The following is a 21,050-nucleotide window of genomic DNA, read 5'->3' as shown; positions in this document are numbered from 1 at the left end:
CGGCCGAGATCAGTCTTCCGGGATTCCGATCCGCGTAGGGATCAGGCTGATGCCTTCGTGGAAGAGCATTGGTGTCTCCGTAGCACCGTACTGCGTGATCGTTTCCTCGTTGCTCAGCACCTCGATCGCGACCTCCACACCATTGTCTATGAGCTTGACACCCTGCGGGATTCGCTTCACTTGATTAGCCGCGGCCCCACTCGGATTCGCATTCTGGATAGCCCAGAGCAACAGTTCCGAACCTTGCTGTAGCGATGTAGCAGCGTCATATTGCTTTTGTCTGCGATCGATTTGCTCTAGTAAGTTGTCGTTTTCGTATTTGTTTGCAAGGTCGACATCTTCGGGCATTTCGTTGTTGAAGATGTAGCCACCCACCACGCCGGGAATGCGCGTGTAGAACCGGTCTTGCGGGAATGTGCCGGGCATGAATGCCATGGCTTCGACGGTCACATAGGCACCCTCAGCCTGCGGGTAATCGTTCTTCACAGTAATGTCCTCGCCGACGGCCATCTTCCTGAAGCCGAGGACGAGTCGTTCTCCGCCGGAGCTTCCGGCCGGCGGGTTGAGGGTCGTGACAATGTAGACTTCCGGTGACACCGGCATCTTGGTTTTTGGATCCTTGCGCAGGTCTAGAGCCCCCACCCGCATCCAGTTCTGCACCTGGTATGCCCAGCTGAGGTCCCCTTCTCCGCAGTCGTAATCTTCACAGGGGTTGGCGATGACGTCTCGCCCGTTGTGCAGAAACGCTTTCAGAGTGCTGACGCTAAAGATATCGGCTTCGGCTTCGCTCAAATCAGCTGGATCGATATACCCCGAGATTTTGGTCAAGTCGCTCATGAAGGTCGGCGGTAGCGGATGCTCCGTGGGATAGTTCGCGGGGAGTATGGGCGCCGATACGGGTATGTACGCCACGCCGCCCACACTGTCCGTCGCCTTGACGAAGAAGTCGATGTACCCGACTTTCTGCAGCGCTTGCACATAGTTGCGTGCTTCAGCGGATGGGGTGTACGTGTAGGTGCCATCCGGATTGACCACGATCGTTCCGAGGGGTCCGGTTGTCGACCCCGAGTACTGAACGCTGCCCGTCGGATCGGAATCCGGCGGGGCCTGCGTCACGCGGCCGGTCACGACACCCGTGGCGGCGATTGGCCGCTCTTGGGTCACCGAAGAACGCAGCACTGGAACCGACACCTCGTCCGCCAGGCTGAGGTGAGTTGTGGGGTTCCCTTGCGCGTCGTAAGTCACGGAGGCGAGAATCACTGTGCCGGCGGCGCTGACGGACACGGCCGGATTCTGGCTCGGCGAACCGGGTGCCGCGACTGCGGGGGTGCCGGCGACGGTCCGAACCTCGGTCGCGCCCAGGCTGGTAATCGCCCACACCGTGGTGGTAGCGCCCGCGCCAGACCCCGTCTGGACAGTCACGTAGGCGGTTCCATTGCTTCCGAATGCGACCGGCCCGACAACGGTCCCCCCGTTGGCGACGACGATTGCGGTGATCTCGCCGTTCCGGTCGATCCCGGTCACGGAGTCACCCGAGTCGGACAACAGGTAGGCGGTGCCGTCCGGTCCCACCTCCAGGTGACCGCCGTCGACGTCGATCGGGCTGCTGGCGACGGAGGTGAGGAAGCCGTTCCTCGATACATGGACGACGTAGCCGTTCGCAGTCTGGACCGCGGCATAGGCGGTGCCGTCCTTGGCGAAGACCAGCTTCTCGTCGCCCGGGATGAAAGGTTCCACGCTGGCGTAGAACGGGAGCTTCCGTAATTCCCCTGAGGACGAGACAACGACGAGCACCTCTTCGCCATTCGCCTCGGCGTTGAGGTAGATGCTGCCGTCGGGACCGATCACGTGGGGAAGGTCGAAGTCGAAGTCCCCGATCTGCACCGTTTTCATCGAGGCGTTTGGCTTGACGATGAGCAACCGACTCACGTCCGCCTCGGAATCTGGGCTGAGCACGTAGAGGGTGCCGTCCGCAGCGGCGCCCAACACCGTGGGGTCGAAGAACCCGTCGAACACGGCTGTGTTGGAGACACCGCTTGTGATGACCGAGATCCGACTCTCGCCAGTCATGTTGTTGCGAGTCAGCAGGTACGCGGTTCCATTCGGAGCGACGACCACGTTGCCGGTGGGAGTGAAGCCTTCGATGAGGCGCGTGGTGGGCGCCCCGGATGACCCGAAGACCAAGATCTCGGTCGACATGCCGGCGTCCGTCGGTTTCACCGTGGGCAGATAGACGGTGCCGTTGAGTCCGGCGGCCGGGAGACCGGCGATTCCGGGAGCCTTACTGCTGGGCACAGTGAGAGTCCGAACCGCCCCGTTCGAGCCAATCACCACGATTTTGACTGAGGGGTTCTGCGCGGTTCCGTTCACCTGAAGCGCCACAGCGCTGCCGTCCGGTCCGAAGGTTGGCGCAGCGTCAATCACGGATGGCGTCGTCGCACCGGTTGTCAACGACACCAACTTCGCTCGCCCGCGGCCAGTTGCGCTGTCGAAATACGGTGCCAGCAGATACTGCCGGCCGTTTTCGCCGACCACCTGGGGTGACGTCGCTGTCACCGAGGTCGTCGACATGCTTCCGGTCGCGCTGATCACCCGCACCGTCGCGAGGCCCGCCGCCGGGTCGTACGTGACGATCGTGATGCCGCCGTCGGTTCGCACAATGGGCGCTGCCGGCGTCCCGGAGAATGCGGCTGTGTCGGCGATCTTTGCCCCGGATGGCTGATACACCCGCACGAACGTGGACTCGGTGCCGTTGGGTGCCGTCGTGGATATAGTTTGGAAGACGCGGCCGGTGGTTCCGACGACCGGGCTCCCCAGAGGGGATCCGTCGATCGGTGCCGGGTTGACGGCTGTGACCGCGGGGGCCACGGAGACCTGCACATTGATGGTCGTGGTGCCGCCGTATCCATCTGTGATGGTGACGGCGAAGTTGTCCTGCTTGGCGGCGGCGGGAGCTCCGGCAACGCGCGCATCCTGGCGGGCCGCCGCCGACGGCTTGTAGGTGAACGTGCCGTCGGAGTTGACCGTCACCTCACCACCCTTGGTCGACGTGGTCGGACCGCCTAAAGTCACTGTGTCCCTGTCAGCGTCGGTGACGCTCACCTTGCCGGTCACCACACCAGTCGTCGCATCCGGTTTGGCTACAGTGAATTTGCCAGTGGGTGCGGTGTTCTTCGGGCTGATATCGACGGTGACGGTGAATGTCGTTGTGCCGCCGCGCCCGTCGTCAGCCGTCACCTGGAAGGTGTCCTGCTTATCGGCGGGCGTCGCACCGCTGGCCGAGGCGGCATGGCGCGCTGCAGCGGTCGGGGTGTAGGTGACCACGCCGACAGACGACACCGTGACCGAACCCTTGGCTGGACTGGTGGCCTTTTTGTAGACGAGCGCATCACCGTTGGAATCGTTGGCCGAGACCGTGCCGGTGACCACACCCTTGTCGGGGCTGGGCTGACCGCTCGGGGTGAAAGTCCCGCCTGTCGGAGCGACATTGTCATTGGCCGGCGCGATCGCCACAGTCACCACGACGACTCGTTGACCACCGAACCCGTCATCAATGGTCACGTTGAACGTGTCGGTCTTGGCTGAGGCCGGCGCGCCGGTCACCGCCGCGGCAGAGCGTGCATCAGCTGTCGGAGTGTAGGTGAAACTGCCGTTGCCGTTGCCGACGATCGCACCCTTGGCCGTGGTCGTTGGGGCGCTGAACGACAAGGGGTCCTTGTCGGCATCAGAGCCGGTGACGGTCACCGCCACCGCACCGGTGCTGGGGTTGGGTCGGCCAACGGTTGCCCTAGCCGTGGGCAGCGCGTTCTTGCCCAGGATGTCGACTTCCACTGTCACGGTGGTCGATCCGCCCGCACCGTCTTGAACCGTGACGACGAAGGTGTCCTTCTTCAAGTCTGGATCCGCGCCGTTGGCTACGGCCGCATGGCGTGCCGCGGCGGTCGGGGTGTAGGTGAAGCCGCCCGTCGAGGTCACCGTCACCTTGCCCTTGGCCGTAGTCGTCGAACCCGAATACGTGAGCTTGTCGTTGTCGGCGTCGGTGACACCGACGATCTTGCCGGTCACTGCGCCCGTCGTTGTGTTCGGCGGATTCGGGATATCCGCCTCTCCGCCCTCTGGAGCATGGTTTTCCGTAACCGCCGCCGTTGTCAGCATCAACGAGTTGGAGACCTCTCCGGTATCACCCAATGTCGACACCCGGGTCGTATCGGCACCCAGCTCACGGCGCGCGGCGGCCAGCAACACCCAATCCGCCGGCGAATCCACCGGCGCGTCGGGAGCAGACCCGCCGAACGGATCCAAAACGCCGGACAAGACCTCCACCAGAATTGGGGCCGGCACCTCCTCGGCCTTCGGCTCCTGCGGCGTCTCGCTCGAGTCCAGCACGACGACAACCGCATTGGCACCTTCGACCGGCGCCCCCGCCGTTACCGACAACTCAGCCTGCTCGCCAGAGAGATCAATCTGAGTCGCTGACACCGATGTCTGTGGTGCACTCCCCGCACCCATCACCGACTGCTTCGATGCCGAAACGTCCGACCCTGACTCGGACGACGTCTGCTCGCGCAGCTCACCACCACCGCTAGTGGCCGGCTCCTCGGCAACGTCCGGTTCTGCAATCTCTTCGTCGACCTCTTCTGGCTGCCCACCCGCGGTCGGGTCACGCACCTCACCGTTGGCCGAGACGACAACCCCGTTGCCCATCTCCAGGCTGTCGTTCGATCCGGATCCAGAATCGCGAGGCTGCTCGTCGTCGGGGGACTGCGGATCAACACCACCCGATGCGCTGACGCCCGGACCCGACTGCTCAGGCGAACCCACACCAGCCGCGCCGGGATCCGGCGGCCCTGCTGGACCCACACCGGCCGAGGCACCAGAGTCAACACTCGAGTCTGCCGCCGGTGAGTCACTCTCCTCGGCCCACGCGAACCCCGCCGACGCCCCCACTGCAGTCCCCACACCGAGCGCGACAGCTAACGCCCCTACCCGGCCCACATAGCGCGCATACCTCATGTCGTCCCCCTGATCGCATGATTAGCCGAATAGACATTACTGCCGCAGGCGTCAAAAGGAATCGGGTGAAACCCTAGAATCTCGGGCGCAACCCTCGTCGGGGACACCCCTCAACACGCATTGCTTGCGTCCGCAAGCTTACGGCGATCACCGAGCCCGAGACCCTGTCACGGAGCTCAGCGATCTTGAGATTCCAACCACGCGGGCTCGTCACCGAAGTTGCTGGAATCCTCAGCCTCGGACTGTTACCAGGCCGAGACGGTCCCTACCTCCCACTCGGACCCGCACCGAGCAAACCTCATCCGAATCGTCGGTCGTTGCCAGGGATCAGACTTCGATCGGCGGGTGTAATCGCTACATCGTGTACTGCCGGTTTCGTCGTGCGCACCACTCAATGGGGGCCAGCGCAACCGCGAGCAGCGCGGCCAGTCCGCCATCGCGATCCACAGCCGCGAGTCGGTGCCGCCGACGGTGGCTGACGCAAACCATTGACCGCGCAAGTCATCGGGTCGAACGGTGGACGATCTGCCAACAGCATCGCGCGGCTGTCATCGCTGGCGACCTGGTCGAGGTTGCCGACCACTAGCAGTTCGGGGCCGCGGGTGTTGGCAGGCACGATCCGCAGCAGCAGACCGTCGAGTTCGGTGAGTTCCTCGATGTACTCGGTCAGCGGACGTAGACCGGATCCGGCGGGACACCGCAAAACCGTGACGCCACTCGCGTCGATGTCCAGATCGATGGGACCGTGGACCGGTCCCCACGGGCCCTTCATCCGGATCGCCCGCGCGCTCACCGCTGGTGTCGGCGGCTCTGTTCCAGGGCTTGATCGTCGTATGGCACCGACATCGGGCAATTGCAGCACATCGGCAGTGGCATTCTGGGAAAGATGGAAGCGCTCCTGCATTTCGCCGGAAACTTCTGGTGGCTGATCTTTCCACTCAGTGGGGTCATCGGCGGTGGATTGAAGGCCGTCCAAGCGGCCAACGAGCGCCGCGCGCAGCGACGGCTCGAGCGCTACCGCATCAAACAGCAGACCAAGGTCGCGCTCGCGGAAGCGTCGGGCCGGGCCCGCACCAACGAAGCCGCCAACCGTCGTGAGATGACGAAAGTGCTGGCCCGCCACGACAACACCGACGCCCGCTGGCTCGAATACGAGATCGACGTCGCCAAGCTGCTGGACTTTCCGCTGATGACCGATATGCGCGACCCACTGACCATTGCGTTCCACAAGGCTCGCAGCCGTGCCGATCTACTGCGACCCGACAGCATCGAGGACATCCTCGACGACCGCGATGCGCAACTGGAGTACCGCGACGCGGTGCACGAATACGTCGCCGCGTTCGATGTGGCCGAAGCCGAGGCGATCCGCCGACGGCGCAGCGACTTCTCCGCCGAAGCCCAAGAGCGTCTCGAGCGTGCACAGCATCTACTGCGGCTGGCATCGGACGGCGGTGCCACCAACGAGGAGCGCAAGGCCGCCTACGCGCGCGCCAAGAAGGAGCTCGACGGGCTGATCGTCCTGCCGGCCGTCACCCGCGCCGCCATCGAGCGCAAGATCGCAGGCGAGATCGAGGCCTGACCCTTTCAGGCGACGGCCAGTGCGACGAGCAACGCCACACAGGTAACGAGGTCCAGCGGCAGCCGCAAAAGGCTGCGTCGGGTCCAGGCCACCGCGGCCGCCTCGTCGATGCCAGCGGGATCCGACTTCTCGAATTCCACGGCCCTGGGTACGAAGTCGATCAGCGACCACACCCGCATCACGGCGTGGCTGACCAAGGCCACCAGCAGCGCAAGCCGTATATCGGCGTTACTCCATGAGGCGATGAGCGCGACGATCAGCAGCACCTCGAAGAGGGTGTGCGCTGGAATCCAGAATCGGCGTCGCGAGATGCCACCGTTCTGCGCCTGGATGATGCCGGGTCGCTTCGGCCAGGCGGGGTCGACGACGACGGTTTCATAGAGGCCGCCGCCGAGCAGAACGCAGGCGACAAGGGTCGTCGTGGCGATCAAGACGAGCGTCGGTGTCCACATCACCGCCAATTATCTAGGCGCGTCGAGATAGCGCTGAACGGTGGGTCCCAGCCACGCGACCGCCTCGTCGTGCGGCATCGTGACGATCGGTGGCAACTGCAGGACGTACCTGCACAGGGCCAGGCCGAGCGTCTGCGTGGCGATCAATGCGGCGCGGCGTTCCGGTTCGGCGGGGTTGATCTTCGCGATCACCGGCAACAGTTGACTCGCGAACATCGCCCGCATGCGTCGCGCCGCTTCGGCATTGGTGGCACTCGCCCGCAGCAGCACGATGAGCACCTCGTCACGTTCCCACCGTTTCATGAAGTGGTCGACCAGGGCGGCGCCCAACCGATCACGATCGATATCCGAGAGGTCGGGTAGGTCCAGGTCGAAGTCGGCCGCCGCGGCGAACAGCTGGTCCTTGCTGCCGAAGTACCGCATCACCATCGACGGGTCGATGTTCGCGTCCGCGGCGATGGCCCTGATGGTCGCCCGCTCGAATCCGGCTTTGGCGAACTGCTCCCTAGCCGCCGCCAGGATCACGGCCTTGGTCTGCTCCGACGATCTACGCATGCCAACAAGTGTATGCCAACAACTGTTGACATTCGTCACGCCGCGGACCATAGTTATGCCAACAAGCGTTGGCATAGGCAGTTCGAGAGAAGGAGAAGGCGATGTATGACACCGATGTTCTGGTTATCGGCGCAGGTCCGACGGGTTTGGCCCTGGCCGCCTCCCTGGTCGCACGCGGAGTCACTACCACGGTCGTCGACCAGCAGGCGGCGGGAGCCAACACCTCCCGCGCCGCCGTGGTGAACGCCCGCACGCTCGAGGTGCTGGAAGACCTGGACCTGGCCAGGCGCCTCGTCAAGGAAGGCGTCGAGGCGCCGCGGTTCACCATTCGCGACCGGGGCCGCACGCTGATCCCGATCGACTTCAGCGGGTTGCCGACCGAGTATCCGTACTCGCTGATGGTGCCGCAGTCGACGACCGAGCGGCTGCTGCTCGAACGCCTCGAAGAGCTCGGCGGATCCGTGCAGCGGCCGCGGAGCGTCACCGCGATCGATCAGGATCCCGACGGGGTGACGGCGACGTTCGAGGACGGTGACGTCGTTCGCGCGCGCTATGTCGTCGGCGCGGACGGCATTCGCAGCATCGTGCGCCAGCAGGCGGGGATCGATTTCGAAGGCAGCGTGTACGACGAGTCGTTCGTGCTCGCCGACGTCAAGCTGACCGGCGACGCGCCCCACGACCAAGTGATCCTGTACTGGGCGACGGCCGGCCTGACCGTGGTGGCTCCCCTGCCGGATGGCACGTACCGAATCGTCGCACCCGTCGCCGACGCCCCCGAGGCGCCGTCCGCGGAGTTCGTACAACAGATTCTCGACACCCGTGTCGGCGCGAACCGACTGCAGGTCACCGCCGTCGTCTGGGTTTCGCGGTTCCGCGTCCACCACCGCGTCGCCGACACCTTCCGCGCGGGCCGTCTGCTACTCGCGGGCGACGCCGCGCACGTGCACAGCCCCGCCGGCGGGCAGGGCATGAACCTGGGCATTCAAGACGCCGTCGCATTGGCCCAAACGCTCGCCGCCGTCCTCGACGGAGCGCCGGACAGCCTGCTCGACGAGTACAGCGATACTCGTCGACCGATCGCCAAAGACGTTGTGGCGATGACGCATCGGCTCACCCGGTTGGCCACGCTGCCGCCCGCGGTACGCCCGATCCGCAATGCCGTCATTGGTCTGGCCGGGCGGGTGCCGTCGATTCGGCTGGCGCTGGCCCGCAGGCTCAGCGGTCTGGTGTACCGCTGAGCGCGCCCATGGCGCCGCGGCTGCCGACATACAGCGCCGCGGTCGCAGCAACGATCTCGGTGAAGGCCAGCAGCGTCGCCACCGTCATGAGCGTCGACGGCGTCGGCGCCGCGACGTGTGGGGCGCCGTGGTGATGGGCGGGAGCGGGCAGGTGCAGCGCGATCATGGCGAGGTTCATGAGTGCGACGACCACCCACGCCCGCGCCGTGCCGTCACGCCACAGGTCGTATGCGCAATACAGGCAGGTGATGATCATCGCCGCGAGCAGCGCCGTCGCGACCAGGCTGGACGCGTGGCCGAGCAGCGCCGCGTGCAGTCCGGCCGACACGGCCGCCAGCACCGCGCACGCCCGTCGGGCGAGAGTCGATGGGGACGTCACATAGGCGAAGACTCCGGCGGCGACCAGAACTCATCCCTCCGTGGAATCGAGACCGAGGAGTTTGACCGTTTCGGCGCGCATATCGACTTTGCGCACCTTTCCGGTGACGGTCATCGGGAACTCGTCGACAACGTGCACATAGCGCGGGATCTTGTAGTGGGCCAGCTTTCCGTCGGCGAATTCCCGCAGAGCCTGGGCGTCCAGCGGGTCCTTGCCCGGCTTCATCCGCACCCACGCGCAGACTTCCTCGCCGAACTTCTCGTCGGGGACGCCGATCACCTGCGCGTCGTCGATATCGGGATGGGTGTAGAGAAACTCCTCGATTTCGCGCGGGTAGATGTTCTCACCGCCGCGGATCACCATGTCCTTGATGCGGCCGACGACGTTGCAGTACCCGTCGTCGCGCATGACGGCGAGATCGCCGGTGTGCATCCAGCCGTTATCGTCGATCGCCTCGGCCGTCTTGGCCTCGTCCTCCCAATAGCCGAGCATCACCGAGTAACCGCGCGTGCAGAATTCGCCGGTCTGCCCCCGTTCGACAACCTCACCGGTTTCGGCGTCGACGATCTTGATCTCGACGTGCGGGTGGGCCCGGCCGATCGAACTGGTACGCCGTTCGAGGTCGTCGTCGATGAGCGTCTGACACGACGCCGGCGACGTCTCGGTCATCCCGTATGCGATGGACAACTCGGTCAGGTTCATGTCGGTGATCGCGCGCTTCATCACCTCGACGGGACAAATCGACCCTGCCATGATGCCGGTACGCAGCGACGACAGGTCGCGCTTGGCGAGCCCGGGGTCGGCGAGCATCGAAATGAACATCGTGGGCACGCCGTAAACCGCTGTGCACCTTTCGGATTCGATGGCATCCAGGGTCAGTGTCGGATCGAAGGCAGGCGCGGGGATCACCATGGTGGCACCGTGGCTTGTGCACCCCAGATTGCCTAACACCATGCCGAAGCAGTGGTAGAACGGCACCGGAATGCACAGCCGGTCGTCGGGTCCGAAGTTGATGAGCTCGGTGGTGAAGTAGCCGTTGTTGAGGATGTTGCGATGCGATAGCGTGGCGCCCTTGGGGAAACCCGTTGTGCCCGAGGTGTATTGGATGTTGATCGGCTGGGTGTTGTCCAGCGAGTCCGTTCGCGCCCGGAGTTCGTCGACGGATACCTGCTCCGCTTTGTCGACCAGGGCTCGCCAGTCCCTTTCCAGGTACAGCACCTCCTGCAGTTCGGGTGCCTCGGCGCTCACCTCGTCGACCATGCTCACGTAGTCCGACGTCTTGAACGACGTGGCGGAGATCAACGTGCGGATTCCCGACTGCTTCAGCACGTACGCCAGTTCGTGGGTGCGGTAGGCCGGATTGATGTTGACCAGAATCGCGCCGATCTTCGCGGTCGCGTACTGCACGATCGTCCACTCGGGGCAGTTGGGCGCCCAGATGCCGACGCGCTCACCGCGTTCGATGCCCAGCGCCATCAGGCCGCGGGCGATCACGTCCACGTCGTCGTTGAGTTCGGCGTACGTCCACCGCCGACTGGTTGCCATGTCAACCAACGCATCGCCGTCGGGGTTGGCCGCGACGGTGCGTTCGAAGTTCTGCCCGATGGTCTCCTCGAGAATGGGGATGTCGGTGCGACCCGCGTCTTGCGACTTCATCAGCTCAATATTGCGCTCTCTGGGAGGATCCGACCATGGTTTCTCCGTTCCGCATCGCGATTCCCGACTCCGATCTCGACGACCTGCAGACCAGGCTGGCCCGCGCCCGCTGGCCCGAGGCCGAATGCGTCGGCGACTGGAGCCAGGGCATCCCGCTGGCCTACACCAGGCGGCTGGCCGACTATTGGGCCAACGAATACGACTGGCGGGCACGCGAAGCGGCGCTGAACCGGTTCGACCACTTCACGACGGAAATCGACGGTCTCGACATTCATTTCATTCATCAGCGATCGGATCAGAAGAATGCGTTCCCGCTGCTGATCACCCACGGTTGGCCCGGTTCGATCGTCGAGTTCCACAAGGTCATCGAGCCGCTGACCGAACGCGGCTTCGACGTGGTGTGCCCGTCGCTGCCGGGATACGGCTTCTCCGCCAAGCCCACCACGACGGGCTGGGGTGTCGAGAAGATCGCGACGGCATGGGACACCCTGATGGGCCGTTTGGGCTACGAACGCTTCGGCGCGCAGGGCGGCGACTGGGGAGCGGCGGTGACCACGCAGATCGGCCGCAACGGCGGCCGCTGCGCGGGCATCCACCTGAACATGCCGCTCGGCTTCCCGCCCGGCAAACTCGACAATCCGACCGACGAGGAGAAGGCGGCGCTCAAGCGGGGTCAGTACTACCAAAAGTGGGATTCCGGCTACTCCAAACAGCAGTCGACGCGCCCGCAGACCGTCGGCTACGGATTGGTGGACTCCCCCGTGGGCCAGTTGGCGTGGATCGTCGAGAAGTTCTGGTCGTGGACGGACAGCGACGGCGACCCGGAGAACGTGCTGACCCGCGACGAGATGCTAGACAACGTGATGCTGTACTGGCTGACCGCGTCCGGGGCGTCGTCGGCGCGGCTGTACTGGGAGAGCTTCAACGCCTTCGGCAGCTTCGACCGCGTCGAGCTGCCGACCGGCGTCGCGGCGTTCCCCAGGGAGATCCTCAAGGCGCCGCGTAGTTGGTGCGAGGCCGGGTACAACATCACGCACTGGACGGACATGCCGCGCGGGGGTCATTTCGCGGCGTTCGAACAGCCGGAGCTTTTCGTCGACGACGTCCAGAAGTTCTTCACCACGCTGCGCTAGGAGATTCGATGCGAACGATCGAGGCCGATTACCTCGTCGTCGGCGCGGGCGCGATGGGGCTCGCGTTCACCGACACGCTGGTGGCCGAAACGGACGCGACGGTCGTGGTGGTCGATCGCAACGACCAGCCGGGAGGCCACTGGACGGCGGCGTACCCGTTCGTGCGCCTGCATCAGCCGTCGGCCTACTACGGCGTGAACTCGCGGAGTCTGGGCAGCGACACCATCGACCACAGCGGCCTGAACGCCGGCTACTACGAGTTGGCCAGCGGCGCGGAGGTCTGCGCCTACTTCGACGCGGTGATGCGCCAGCATCTGCTGCCGACGGGTCGAGTGACATACCTGCCGATGAGCGAATACCTCGGCGATGGGCGCGTGCGCACGCTCGGCGGCGAAGAGATCGAAGTGACCGCGCGCCGCGTCGTCACCACACACGTCGAGATCATCGTGCCGTCGATGCGTGGGCCGTCCTACGACGTCGCCGCCGGCGTCGAATGCATGCCGCCCAACGCGTTGCCGCGTCTCCGCGAAGCGCGTGGGCGGTACGTGATCGTGGGGGCGGGCAAGACCGCGATGGATGCATGCTTGTGGCTGTTGCGCCACGGCGTGGCGCCGGGACGGTTGACGTGGATCAAGCCGCGCGACTCGTGGCTGCTGGACCGCGCGGCGATCCAGCCCGGCTCGCAGTTCGCGCGCGGTGTGTTGCGCGACTTCTCCAATCAGCTGAACGCGGTGCTGGAGGCCGAATCGCTGCCGGATCTGTTCAGGATCCTTGAGGACAAAGGCTGTCTCCAGCGCATCGACACCTCCGTCGAGCCGACGATGTACCGGTGCGCGATCCTGTCGAAGGCAGAACTCGAGGAGTTGCGACGAATCTCCGATGTCGTACGGATGGGTCATGTCCAGTCGATCGAGCCGGGCCGCATCACGCTCGAGGGTGGGACCCTCGACACCGACGGCTCAGCGTTGTACATCGACTGCAGCGCAGACGGTTTCGCGCGGATCGCGCCGACAACGGTGTTCACCGATGAGCGCATCGCGCTGCAGGCGGTGCGGACCTGCCAGCCCGCGTTCAGCGCCGCCGTCATCGGCCATGTCGAAGCGACGTACCCCGACAACGAGACCAAGAACGCGTACTGCAACCCCGTGCCCTATCCATCCGATCCCATCGACTGGTTGCGAATGATGCTGGCGTTCAACAAGAACCAGCTGCAGTGGTTCACCGACCCGGACATGATGGCCTGGGTCGACGCGTCTCGGCTCAACGTGCTGCATCACGTGTCGGCCGGCGTCAGCGAGCGTGCCCGGGAGAAGATCATCTCGGTGCTGAACTCCAATATGCCCGTCATCAACGACAAGCTGGAGAAGCTGCTGGCGCAGGGCGGATACCCCGAGAGCTAAGCCAGCGACTCTTCCCATGCGCGGTGCAGCGCCGCGTACCGGCCATCGGTGCGACCGATCAGATCGTCGGGCGAGCCGTCCTCGACGATGCGCCCGTGCTCGACCACCAACACCCGATCGGCGACCTGCACGGTGGACAGCCGATGCGCGATGACAAGCGCGGTCCGGTCGGCGAGCACCGTCTCCAGCGCGCGTTGCACCTGCCGCTCGCTGGGGATATCCAGCGACGACGTCGCCTCGTCGAGGATCAGCACCGCGGGGTCGGCCAGAAAGGCTCTGGCGAAGGCCACCAATTGCCGCTGGCCGGCCGACAGCCGTCCACCGCGCTTGGCAACGTCGGTGGCGTAGCCCTCGGGAAGCGCGTCGATGAACCGGTCCGCGCCGACGGCCCTGGCCGCCGCGACCACCTCGTCGTCTCCTGCGTCGGGCCTGCCGAAGCGAATGTTGTCGGCCACGCTGCCCTCGAACATGAAGTTCTCCTGCGTCACCATGACGACGTGGCGGCGCAGCTCGGACTGGGCGAGGTCGCGTAAGTCGACGCCGTCCAAGGTGACCGATCCCGACGACGGATCATAGAAGCGCGCAATGAGTTTCGCGATGGTCGTCTTGCCCGCACCTGTGGTGCCCACCAGCGCGACGGTTTGACCCGCAGGCACTTCGAGGTTGAGATCCGGCAGCACGGGACGTCCCTCGACGTACGAGAACTGCACATCGTTGAACGCGATGTCACCGCGGACCGTGCCGAGTTCGACGGGCTGCTGCGGATCGCTGATGCTCGGCCGCTCGGCGAGCACACCCGCCAGCTTCTCCAGCGCCGACGATGCGGACTGGAACGTATTGAAGAACTGCGAGATCTCCTGCATCGGTTCGAAGAACATCCGCAGGTAGAGCAGGAACGCCGCCAGCGTGCCGATGGTCATCTCGCCGTTCAGCACGCGGTAGCCGCCGTACAGCAGCACCACACTGGTGGTCAAGTTGCCGACGAGTTTCACACCGGGCATGAAGATCGCGAGCAATCTGAAGGTCTTCTCGTTGATCTCGCGGTAGTCGTCGGCAACGTCCTCGAAGATCTCCTGGTTGCGAGGTTCCCGCCGATACGCCTGCACTGCCTTGATTCCAGTCATCGTCTCGACGAACTGCACGATCACCAGCGCCGCGCTTTCGCGCACCTTGCGGTAGACCTTGGCCGACTCGTTGCGGAACCACCACACCAGCGCGACCAGGATGGGCACGGCGACCAGACACATCAGACCGAGCCGAACATCCAGCGTCACAAGCAGAATCGAGGTGCCGACCAGGGTCAGCGCCGCGGTGATCATGCTGTCGAAACCCGTCTCCAGCATGTCCTGGATGGCCTCGACGTCATTGGTCGACCGACTCACCACCCGTCCCGAGGTGTAGCGGTCGTGGAACCTGATGTCGAGGCGCTGGAAGTGCCGGAAAACCCTGCGCCGCAACTCCGTCAGGACCTTCTGCCCGACACGGCCCGACCGCCGCAGGAAGAAGACTCTGCTGACGGCCTGCACCAGCACCACTCCGGCCAAGGTCGCCACCACCAGCATCAGGGTGTGTGTCGAACCCCCGTCGACGATCGGCGGAATGCCTCGGTCGATGCCTCGCTGCACCAGAATCGGAACAGAAAGGCGGGCAGCATTTTCCACCACGACGACGAGCGCGAGCAAGGCCACCGTCCTGCTGTACGGCCGCAGTAGCGAGCCGAGCAGCGCCCGGGCCTCGCGGCGCCGCGGAAGGCTCTCGTCGATCGGCAGGTCGTCATCCTGGTCCTCGTCGAACCTGCCGCGCCACTCTGTGGTGCTCATCGGCCCTCGGCCTCCGAGGTGACGAACCTGGACCCAACGCGCTCGCGTTCCAGTGCTTCCTGCTCGCTGTATGTGTGATCGAGCCGGTGACGGTCGTCGTCCTCCTGCCACTCGCAGGCACGCTCGCGTCCGTCGTCGAGTTCGTCGTCGGCGGCCAGCAGATAGCGGTACTGCGGGACGGCGGCAAGCAACTCGGCGTGGGTGCCGACGTGGGTGATGACGCCGTCGTCCAGCAGTGCGACCTTGTCGGCGAGCAATACCGTCGACGCGCGATGCGCGACGACGATGCCGGTCACCGCATGCAAGACCCGACGCAGAGCCTCCTCGACGACGGCCTCGGTGTGCACGTCCAGCGCGGACAATGTGTCATCGAGGACGAGGATCTTCGGCGCCGCCAGGATGGCACGCGCGAGCGAAAGCCGTTGCCGCTGACCGCCGGACAGGCTCATCCCCTGCTCGCCGATGCGGGTGTCCAGACCGAACGGCAGGTCGTAAACGAACTGTGCGGCTGCGACGTCGATCGCCTGGGCCATCTCTTCGTTGGTCGCATCCGGGGCGCCCAACCTCAGGTTCTCGGCGACAGACATGGAGAACAGCGTCGGATCCTCGAACGCGGTGGCCACCGTCTTGCGCAGGGTGGACAGAGTCAGCTCGCGGATGTCTGTGCCGTCGATGCGGATCGCGCCCTCGGTGACGTCGTGGAGCCGCGACACCAGCGACGCCAACACGGACTTGCCCGATCCGGTCGAACCGACGAGCGCCAGCGTCTCCCCCGGTTCGACGGTGACGGTGACGTGGCGCAGAACCCAGTTGTCCGGTTCACCGGATGCCGCCGGCCGGTCATCGCCGGCGTCGGGGAACCGGAATCCGACGTCGACCAGTTCCAGCCTGCCGCCCGACGGCACGACGTCACTGGGCCCGTCGACGATTTCCACTGGTGCATCGAAGATCTCGGCGATGCGGTTGGCGGCGGTGAACGACTCCTGCGTCATCGACAGCAGGAATCCCAGCGACGCGATCGGCCAGACCAGCGACAGCATCATCGTGATGAACGCGACCAGCGTGCCCATGGTCACCAGACCGTGACCGGCGGCGTACGCACCGAAGCCGAGCACCACGATCAGCGTCAGGTTGGGGATGACCTCGAGCAACGTCCAGAACTTGGCGGACACCTGCACCCTGTTGAGCTGGGTGTCGTAGAGATCGGTGACCTGTTCGTCGAATCTTTCGTAGAGGTAGTCCTCGCGACCGAACGACTTCACCACCCGCAGACCCAACGCGGATTCCTCGACATGGGTGGCGACGTGGCCTGCCTGATCCTGAGCCAACCGCGACAACCGCACGTACTCCCGCTGGAAATGCAGCACGGTCGCGGCGATCGGCACAATCGACAGCAGCACGACCACACCCAGTGGCCAGTACATCGTCAGCAGGATGATGGTCACCGCGGTGATCTGGATGGTGGACAGCAGCAGGAAGACCATGCCGAACGACATGAATCGGCGAATCGTGCCGAGGTCGTTCATGATTCGCGACAGCAGCTGACCCGATTGCCAACGGCCGTGGAAGCTCATCGGCAGGATCTGCAGGCGGGCGTAGAGGTCCTTGCGGATGTCGGCTTCCACGCCCATGGTGGCGCGCGCGACCAGCCACCGCCGGATGAACCACAGCACCGCCTCGGAGATGCCGACGCCCATCGCCGCGGCACCGAGCAGCCACAGCCCCTGCTGATCCTGATGACGCACCGGGCCGTCGATGACGGCCTTGGTCATCAGCGGGATCGCCACGGTGGCGACGAGGGACAGGAGCGCGGTCGCGACCATCGCGATCCACCGGACGCGATAGGGCATGAGGTAGGGCAGGATGCGCCACAAATCCGAGCTCGCTCTGACGCGTTTGGGCGGCGGCGCAATAGCCGGCGCCGCGCGAAGCGCGTTCGAGGAGTCAGTCACTTAGTAGATCTTCCCATTACATGCAAACTGTTAACGTGCTGGATGCACCGTAAAACCTCAACAAACATTGAGGTCAATTGCTTCCGAGCAGGCCGCCCGGCGTCGTGATCAGGTCCGGGAGGCATATGCCCTGCGTGCCAACCTCGCAGCGACAAAGTCGATCAACTGCTACAGCGTGCCGCATTTGCGCGACAAAGTCGCGCGGAGATCGGCAGCCGGACGTGGTCGCCGAGGCGAGAGGGCTGCGCGGTGCGCGACGGCTAGCGGTCGTCGCGATGCGTTTTCTGCAGCTCCTCTTCGGCTTCCTCCAACGCTTCTCGCGCGGCTCGCAACCGGGACAGCAGATCGTCGGCCTCGTGCTCCTTGTTCTCGGCGGCCCGGGCCTGCTCCATCGCATTCAGCACGATCCCGATGAACAGGTTGAAGATCAGGAAGCTGGCCAGCAGCACGTAGCTGATGAAGAACACGATCGACCACTGCGAAATCGCTTGGCCCATCGCGACATTGTCGGGGAAGTTCTCCAGCGTGAGCATGACGAACATCGTCAACATCGCCTGGCCCACGTTGCCGTAGTTGTCCGGATCATGACCGCCGAACAACACCCAGCCGAGCATCCCGTAGATGAAGATCAGCACGAAGGTCGCCGCCGCCAGCGACGCGATACCCGGAACGCTCCTGCCCGCCGCGGAGACAAGCAGCCGCAGGTCCGGCAGGAAACGCACGAGACGCACGATGCGTAGCAGCCGCACGAGACGCAGGAGCATGGCGTTCGCGCGCAGCGACGGCACGAACGATGCGACGACGACGATGAAGTCGAAGACGTTCCAGCCGTCCTTGACGAACTCGCGCGGGTTCCATCGATACGCCGTCAACCGGATGAGCAACTCGACGACGTAGATGCCGAGGATGACGTTGTAAATCGTGCTGAACAGGGGTTCGTACCTGGCCGCGATGTCCGCGTAGGTCCCCAAACCCAGCACGATCGCGTTCACGACGATCACGCCGACGATGAAGAGTTCGAAGGTGCGGTTGTTGATCAGGGCGCGGCAGCGATCCGGGATCGAGCGCGATGTCGATTGCGGTTCGGGCACCTCTTCAGGCGGTGGAGCCCCGACCGCGTCGGGAGAGGTGAGCGTCACCCTATGTGGATAGCAGTCCGGACGGCTGTCCGATAGACGAACCGCACTCTTTTTGTCGTCCGCGTCAAACAATTCCGAAGTAGCCGATGGCACCGCCTTCTCGACGGCGATCCGCTTTGCTATCAGTCCATCGTTTCGGGGGCCGTGACGCGGCGGTGACAAGACCGTGGCTGCGGTGAGACCGCCGGACGTACGCGCCTGACACATGCCGGGGGTGCCATCAGGCAAGATTGTGGCCATGGACAGTGGAGCAGCCTCCCCACGGGTGCTCGTGGTCGACGACGACCCCGACGTGCTCGCCTCACTCGAGCGCGGACTGCGGCTCTCCGGTTTCGACGTGTCCACCGCGATCGACGGCGCCGAAGCGCTGCGCAGTGCGACGGAGACCCGCCCGGACGCGATCGTGCTCGACATCAACATGCCCGTGCTCGACGGCGTCAGCGTGGTGACCGCACTGCGTGCGATGGACAACGATGTGCCCGTGTGTGTCCTGTCAGCGCGCAGTTCGGTCGACGACCGGGTCGCCGGTCTAGAGGCGGGCGCCGACGACTATCTCGTCAAACCGTTCGTGCTCCAGGAGCTGGTAGCCCGGGTCAAGGCGCTGCTGCGCCGCCGCGGTTCCACAGCGACGTTCTCGTCCGAGACCATCCAGGTCGGCCCGCTGGAGGTCGACATCCCCGGCCGTCGCGCCCGCGTCAACGGCGTCGACGTCGACCTCACCAAGCGCGAGTTCGATCTGCTCGCCGTGCTGGCCGAGCACAAGACCGCGGTGCTGTCGCGGGCTCAACTGCTCGAGCTGGTGTGGGGATACGACTTCGCCGCCGACACCAACGTCGTCGACGTCTTCATCGGATATCTGCGCCGCAAGCTCGAGGCAGGCGGCGCACCCCGGCTGCTGCACACCGTGCGTGGAGTGGGCTTCGTCCTGCGCACGCAGTAGTCCGATGAGCATTCTGACGCGCGTCTTCAGGCGGACTCCCTCACTTCGACAGCGGGTGGCGTTCACCAGCGCCATCGCCGGCGCGATCGTCGTGGTCATCGCGGGCACCGTGGTCTGGTTCGGCATCACCGACGCGTGGAACGAGCGGCTGGACCGCAGGCTCGACGAGGCGGCCGGCTTCGCGATCCCGTTCGTTCCCCGCGGGCTCGACGAGATCCCGAAGTCGCCGAACGACCAGGACGCCATCATCACCGTCCGCAAGGACGGTGAGGTCACGTCGAACTCCGACATCGTCCTGCCGGAGATGGAGCCGGGCTACGCCGACACATACATCGACGGCGTGCGCTACCGCGTCCGCACCGTCGACATCCGCCTGCCCGAACCGATGTCGGTGGCCGTCGGGGCGACCTACGAAGGGACCATCGCCGACATCAACAACCTGCATCGCCGGGTGATCATCATCTGCACCCTGGCGATCGGCGCCGCGACCGTGGGCGGGTGGGTGCTCGCCGCGTTCGCCGTGCGCCCCTTCAAACGCCTTGCCCAGCAGACCCGGCAGATCGACGCGGGCGACGAGGATCCCGACATCGACGTCGCCGGTGCCACCGAGGCCGTCGAGATCGCCGAGGCGGTGCAGGGACTGGTCGAACGTGTGTGGAACGAACAGGACAAGACCAAGGCGGCGCTGACGTCGGCCCGCGACTTCGCGTCGGTGTCCGCGCACGAACTCCGGACGCCGCTGACCGCGATGCGTACCAACCTCGAGGTGCTGGCCACGTTGGATCTGCCCGAGGAACAGCGCAAGGAAGTCGTCAACGACGTCATCCGCACGCAGTCACGCATCGAGGCCACGCTCGGGGCGCTCGAGAGGCTGGCCCAGGGTGAGCTGTCGACGGCCGACGACCACGTGCCCGTCGACATCACCGAGCTGCTGGACCGCGCCGCCCACGACGCGATGCGCGTGTACCCGGAGCTGGACGTGTCGCTGGTGCCCGCGCCGACCGTGATCATCGTCGGGCTGCCCGCCGGCCTGCGGCTGGCGGTGGACAACGCGATCGCCAACGCCATCAAACACGGGGGTGCGTCCCGGGTGCAGCTGTCGGCGGTCAGTTCGCGCGCCGGTGTGGAGATCGCGATCGACGACGACGGCGTCGGCGTCCCCGACGAGGAACGCAAGCTCGTGTTCGACCGGTTCTCGCGCGGTTCGACAGCGTCACACTCAGGGTCGGGGCTGGGGCTGGCGCTGGTCGCGCAGCAGGCCGAATTGCACGGCGGCACAGCCGCTCTGGAGGAGAGTCCGCTCGGCGGCGCCCGGCTGTTGCTGAGGCTGCCCGGCCCGAGCTGACGCGTCCCCCGCTACCGGGTTGCCAGTAGGTTCGATCCCGAAGATCGCGTTATCGGGTTGCCAGTAGGTCGATAACAAAGATCAAAGTCTTGCCGGACAGCCGGTGCCCGCCGCCCGCGGGTCCGTAGGCCTGCTCCGGCGGGATGACGAGCTGGCGCCTGCCGCCGACCTTCATGCCGGGGATGCCGTCTTGCCAGCCCTGGATCAGGCCACGCAGCGGGAATTCGATCGACTCGTTCCGCGCCCACGAACTGTCGAACTCCTCGCCGGTGTCGAACTCGACGCCGACGTAGTGCACCTCGACGTTGCCACCGGGCACCGCCTCGGCACCGTCGCCGACGACCAGATCCTTGATGACCAGTTCGGTTGGAGGGGGGCCGTCGATGAACTCGATCTCGGGCTTCTGTCCTGAATTGGAAGTCACCGTATTCACCGTAGTCGGGCACACT

The 21,050-nt window shown here is 65.2% G+C and carries 16 protein-coding genes; 6 read left to right on the top strand and 10 right to left on the bottom strand.

Going from position 1 to position 21,050, the window contains the following annotated elements; genetic code table 11:
• Window positions 1-9: 9 nt before the first annotated feature.
• Together BST47_RS22315 and BST47_RS31235 are read right to left on the bottom strand one after the other, a co-directional pair.
• Window positions 10-5,013 carry a cadherin-like domain-containing protein gene (locus tag BST47_RS22315; protein ID WP_083127843.1) on the bottom strand — a complete coding sequence of 1,668 codons (5,004 nt, stop codon included), beginning with the start codon at window positions 5,011-5,013 and terminating at the stop codon, window positions 10-12.
• 391 nt (window positions 5,014-5,404) lie between these two features.
• A complete protein-coding gene (locus BST47_RS31235; protein WP_420094055.1) occupies window positions 5,405-5,806 on the bottom strand; it encodes a hypothetical protein in 402 nt (133 codons plus the stop codon).
• A 93-nt stretch (window positions 5,807-5,899) separates the two neighbouring features.
• Here BST47_RS31235 and BST47_RS22305 point away from each other — a divergent pair, with 93 nt between their 5' ends.
• Window positions 5,900-6,592 carry a hypothetical protein gene (locus BST47_RS22305; RefSeq protein ID WP_083127842.1) on the top strand — a complete coding sequence of 231 codons (693 nt, stop codon included), beginning with the start codon at window positions 5,900-5,902 and terminating at the stop codon, window positions 6,590-6,592.
• 5 nt (window positions 6,593-6,597) lie between these two features.
• Here the strand turns inward: BST47_RS22305 and BST47_RS22300 are convergent, their stop codons facing one another.
• Both BST47_RS22300 and BST47_RS22295 read right to left on the bottom strand, forming a co-directional pair.
• Window positions 6,598-7,044: a hypothetical protein gene (locus BST47_RS22300; RefSeq protein ID WP_083127841.1), complete on the bottom strand. Its 447-nt coding sequence runs from the start codon at window positions 7,042-7,044 to the stop codon at window positions 6,598-6,600.
• A gap of 9 nt (window positions 7,045-7,053) precedes the next feature.
• A complete protein-coding gene (locus BST47_RS22295) occupies window positions 7,054-7,599 on the bottom strand; it encodes a TetR/AcrR family transcriptional regulator (RefSeq protein ID WP_083127840.1) in 546 nt (181 codons plus the stop codon).
• Between the two features lie 101 nt (window positions 7,600-7,700).
• Between BST47_RS22295 and BST47_RS22290 the strand changes: the two genes are divergently transcribed.
• Entirely contained in the window at window positions 7,701-8,837 is a 1,137-nt protein-coding gene (locus BST47_RS22290) for an FAD-dependent oxidoreductase (protein ID WP_083127839.1), read from the top strand.
• On the opposite strand, the gene BST47_RS22285 is transcribed toward BST47_RS22290, so the two are convergent.
• Together BST47_RS22285 and BST47_RS22280 are read right to left on the bottom strand one after the other, a co-directional pair.
• Window positions 8,815-9,216, bottom strand: a complete 402-nt coding sequence (locus BST47_RS22285) for a hypothetical protein (RefSeq protein WP_083127838.1) — start codon at window positions 9,214-9,216, stop codon at window positions 8,815-8,817. The two genes, BST47_RS22290 and BST47_RS22285, sit on opposite strands and share 23 nt — an antisense overlap.
• A 30-nt stretch (window positions 9,217-9,246) precedes the next feature.
• The gene (locus BST47_RS22280) at window positions 9,247-10,872 is read right to left on the bottom strand and encodes an AMP-binding protein (RefSeq protein WP_083127837.1); all 1,626 of its coding nucleotides are present in this window, start codon (window positions 10,870-10,872) and stop codon (window positions 9,247-9,249) included.
• 35 nt (window positions 10,873-10,907) lie between these two features.
• Between BST47_RS22280 and BST47_RS22275 the strand changes: the two genes are divergently transcribed.
• Both BST47_RS22275 and BST47_RS22270 read left to right on the top strand, forming a co-directional pair.
• A complete protein-coding gene (locus BST47_RS22275; protein WP_083127836.1) occupies window positions 10,908-12,005 on the top strand; it encodes an epoxide hydrolase family protein in 1,098 nt (365 codons plus the stop codon).
• 8 nt (window positions 12,006-12,013) lie between these two features.
• Window positions 12,014-13,405, top strand: coding sequence for an NAD(P)-binding protein (locus BST47_RS22270; RefSeq protein WP_083127835.1), 1,392 nt, complete (start codon window positions 12,014-12,016; stop codon window positions 13,403-13,405).
• On the opposite strand, the gene BST47_RS22265 is transcribed toward BST47_RS22270, so the two are convergent.
• The 3 genes from BST47_RS22265 to BST47_RS22255 form a co-directional block, all read right to left on the bottom strand.
• Window positions 13,402-15,225: an ABC transporter ATP-binding protein gene (locus BST47_RS22265; protein WP_083127834.1), complete on the bottom strand. Its 1,824-nt coding sequence runs from the start codon at window positions 15,223-15,225 to the stop codon at window positions 13,402-13,404. The two genes, BST47_RS22270 and BST47_RS22265, sit on opposite strands and share 4 nt — an antisense overlap.
• A complete protein-coding gene (locus tag BST47_RS22260; protein WP_083127833.1) occupies window positions 15,222-17,177 on the bottom strand; it encodes an ABC transporter ATP-binding protein in 1,956 nt (651 codons plus the stop codon). The genes BST47_RS22265 and BST47_RS22260 overlap by 4 nt, the downstream gene beginning before the upstream one ends.
• A 260-nt stretch (window positions 17,178-17,437) precedes the next feature.
• Window positions 17,438-18,316 (bottom strand): ion transporter, encoded by an 879-nt coding sequence (locus BST47_RS22255; protein WP_083127832.1) that lies wholly within the window; start codon window positions 18,314-18,316, stop codon window positions 17,438-17,440.
• Window positions 18,317-18,545: 229 nt separating this feature from the next.
• Here BST47_RS22255 and prrA point away from each other — a divergent pair, with 229 nt between their 5' ends.
• Together prrA and BST47_RS22245 are read left to right on the top strand one after the other, a co-directional pair.
• Window positions 18,546-19,256, top strand: a complete 711-nt coding sequence (gene prrA, locus BST47_RS22250; RefSeq protein ID WP_163737715.1) for a two-component system response regulator PrrA — start codon at window positions 18,546-18,548, stop codon at window positions 19,254-19,256.
• A 4-nt stretch (window positions 19,257-19,260) separates the two neighbouring features.
• The gene (locus BST47_RS22245) at window positions 19,261-20,601 is read left to right on the top strand and encodes a sensor histidine kinase (RefSeq protein ID WP_083127831.1); all 1,341 of its coding nucleotides are present in this window, start codon (window positions 19,261-19,263) and stop codon (window positions 20,599-20,601) included.
• A 49-nt stretch (window positions 20,602-20,650) separates the two neighbouring features.
• Here the strand turns inward: BST47_RS22245 and BST47_RS22240 are convergent, their stop codons facing one another.
• Window positions 20,651-21,034 (bottom strand): FKBP-type peptidyl-prolyl cis-trans isomerase, encoded by a 384-nt coding sequence (locus tag BST47_RS22240; RefSeq protein WP_207568664.1) that lies wholly within the window; start codon window positions 21,032-21,034, stop codon window positions 20,651-20,653.
• Between the last annotated feature and the right edge of the window lie 16 nt (window positions 21,035-21,050).

It is taken from the genome of Mycolicibacterium tusciae (assembly GCF_002086795.1).
Lineage (GTDB): Bacteria > Actinomycetota > Actinomycetes > Mycobacteriales > Mycobacteriaceae > Mycobacterium > Mycobacterium tusciae.
This window is presented reverse-complemented; position numbering and strand designations above follow the sequence as displayed.

Bases quoted from the DNA above. Each gene is read 5' to 3' on its own strand.
- BST47_RS22300 (WP_083127841.1), bottom strand. From the start codon at position 7,044: ATGTGGACACCGACGCTCGTCTTGATCGCCACGACGACCCTTGTCGCC.
- BST47_RS22245 (WP_083127831.1), top strand. From the start codon at position 19,261: ATGAGCATTCTGACGCGCGTCTTCAGGCGGACTCCCTCACTTCGACAG.
- BST47_RS22290 (WP_083127839.1), top strand. From the start codon at position 7,701: ATGTATGACACCGATGTTCTGGTTATCGGCGCAGGTCCGACGGGTTTG.
- BST47_RS22270 (WP_083127835.1), top strand. From the start codon at position 12,014: ATGCGAACGATCGAGGCCGATTACCTCGTCGTCGGCGCGGGCGCGATG.
- BST47_RS22295 (WP_083127840.1), bottom strand. From the start codon at position 7,599: ATGCGTAGATCGTCGGAGCAGACCAAGGCCGTGATCCTGGCGGCGGCT.
- BST47_RS22305 (WP_083127842.1), top strand. From the start codon at position 5,900: ATGGAAGCGCTCCTGCATTTCGCCGGAAACTTCTGGTGGCTGATCTTT.
- BST47_RS22275 (WP_083127836.1), top strand. From the start codon at position 10,908: ATGGTTTCTCCGTTCCGCATCGCGATTCCCGACTCCGATCTCGACGAC.
- BST47_RS22315 (WP_083127843.1), bottom strand. From the start codon at position 5,013: ATGAGGTATGCGCGCTATGTGGGCCGGGTAGGGGCGTTAGCTGTCGCG.
- BST47_RS22280 (WP_083127837.1), bottom strand. From the start codon at position 10,872: ATGAAGTCGCAAGACGCGGGTCGCACCGACATCCCCATTCTCGAGGAG.
- BST47_RS22265 (WP_083127834.1), bottom strand. From the start codon at position 15,225: ATGAGCACCACAGAGTGGCGCGGCAGGTTCGACGAGGACCAGGATGAC.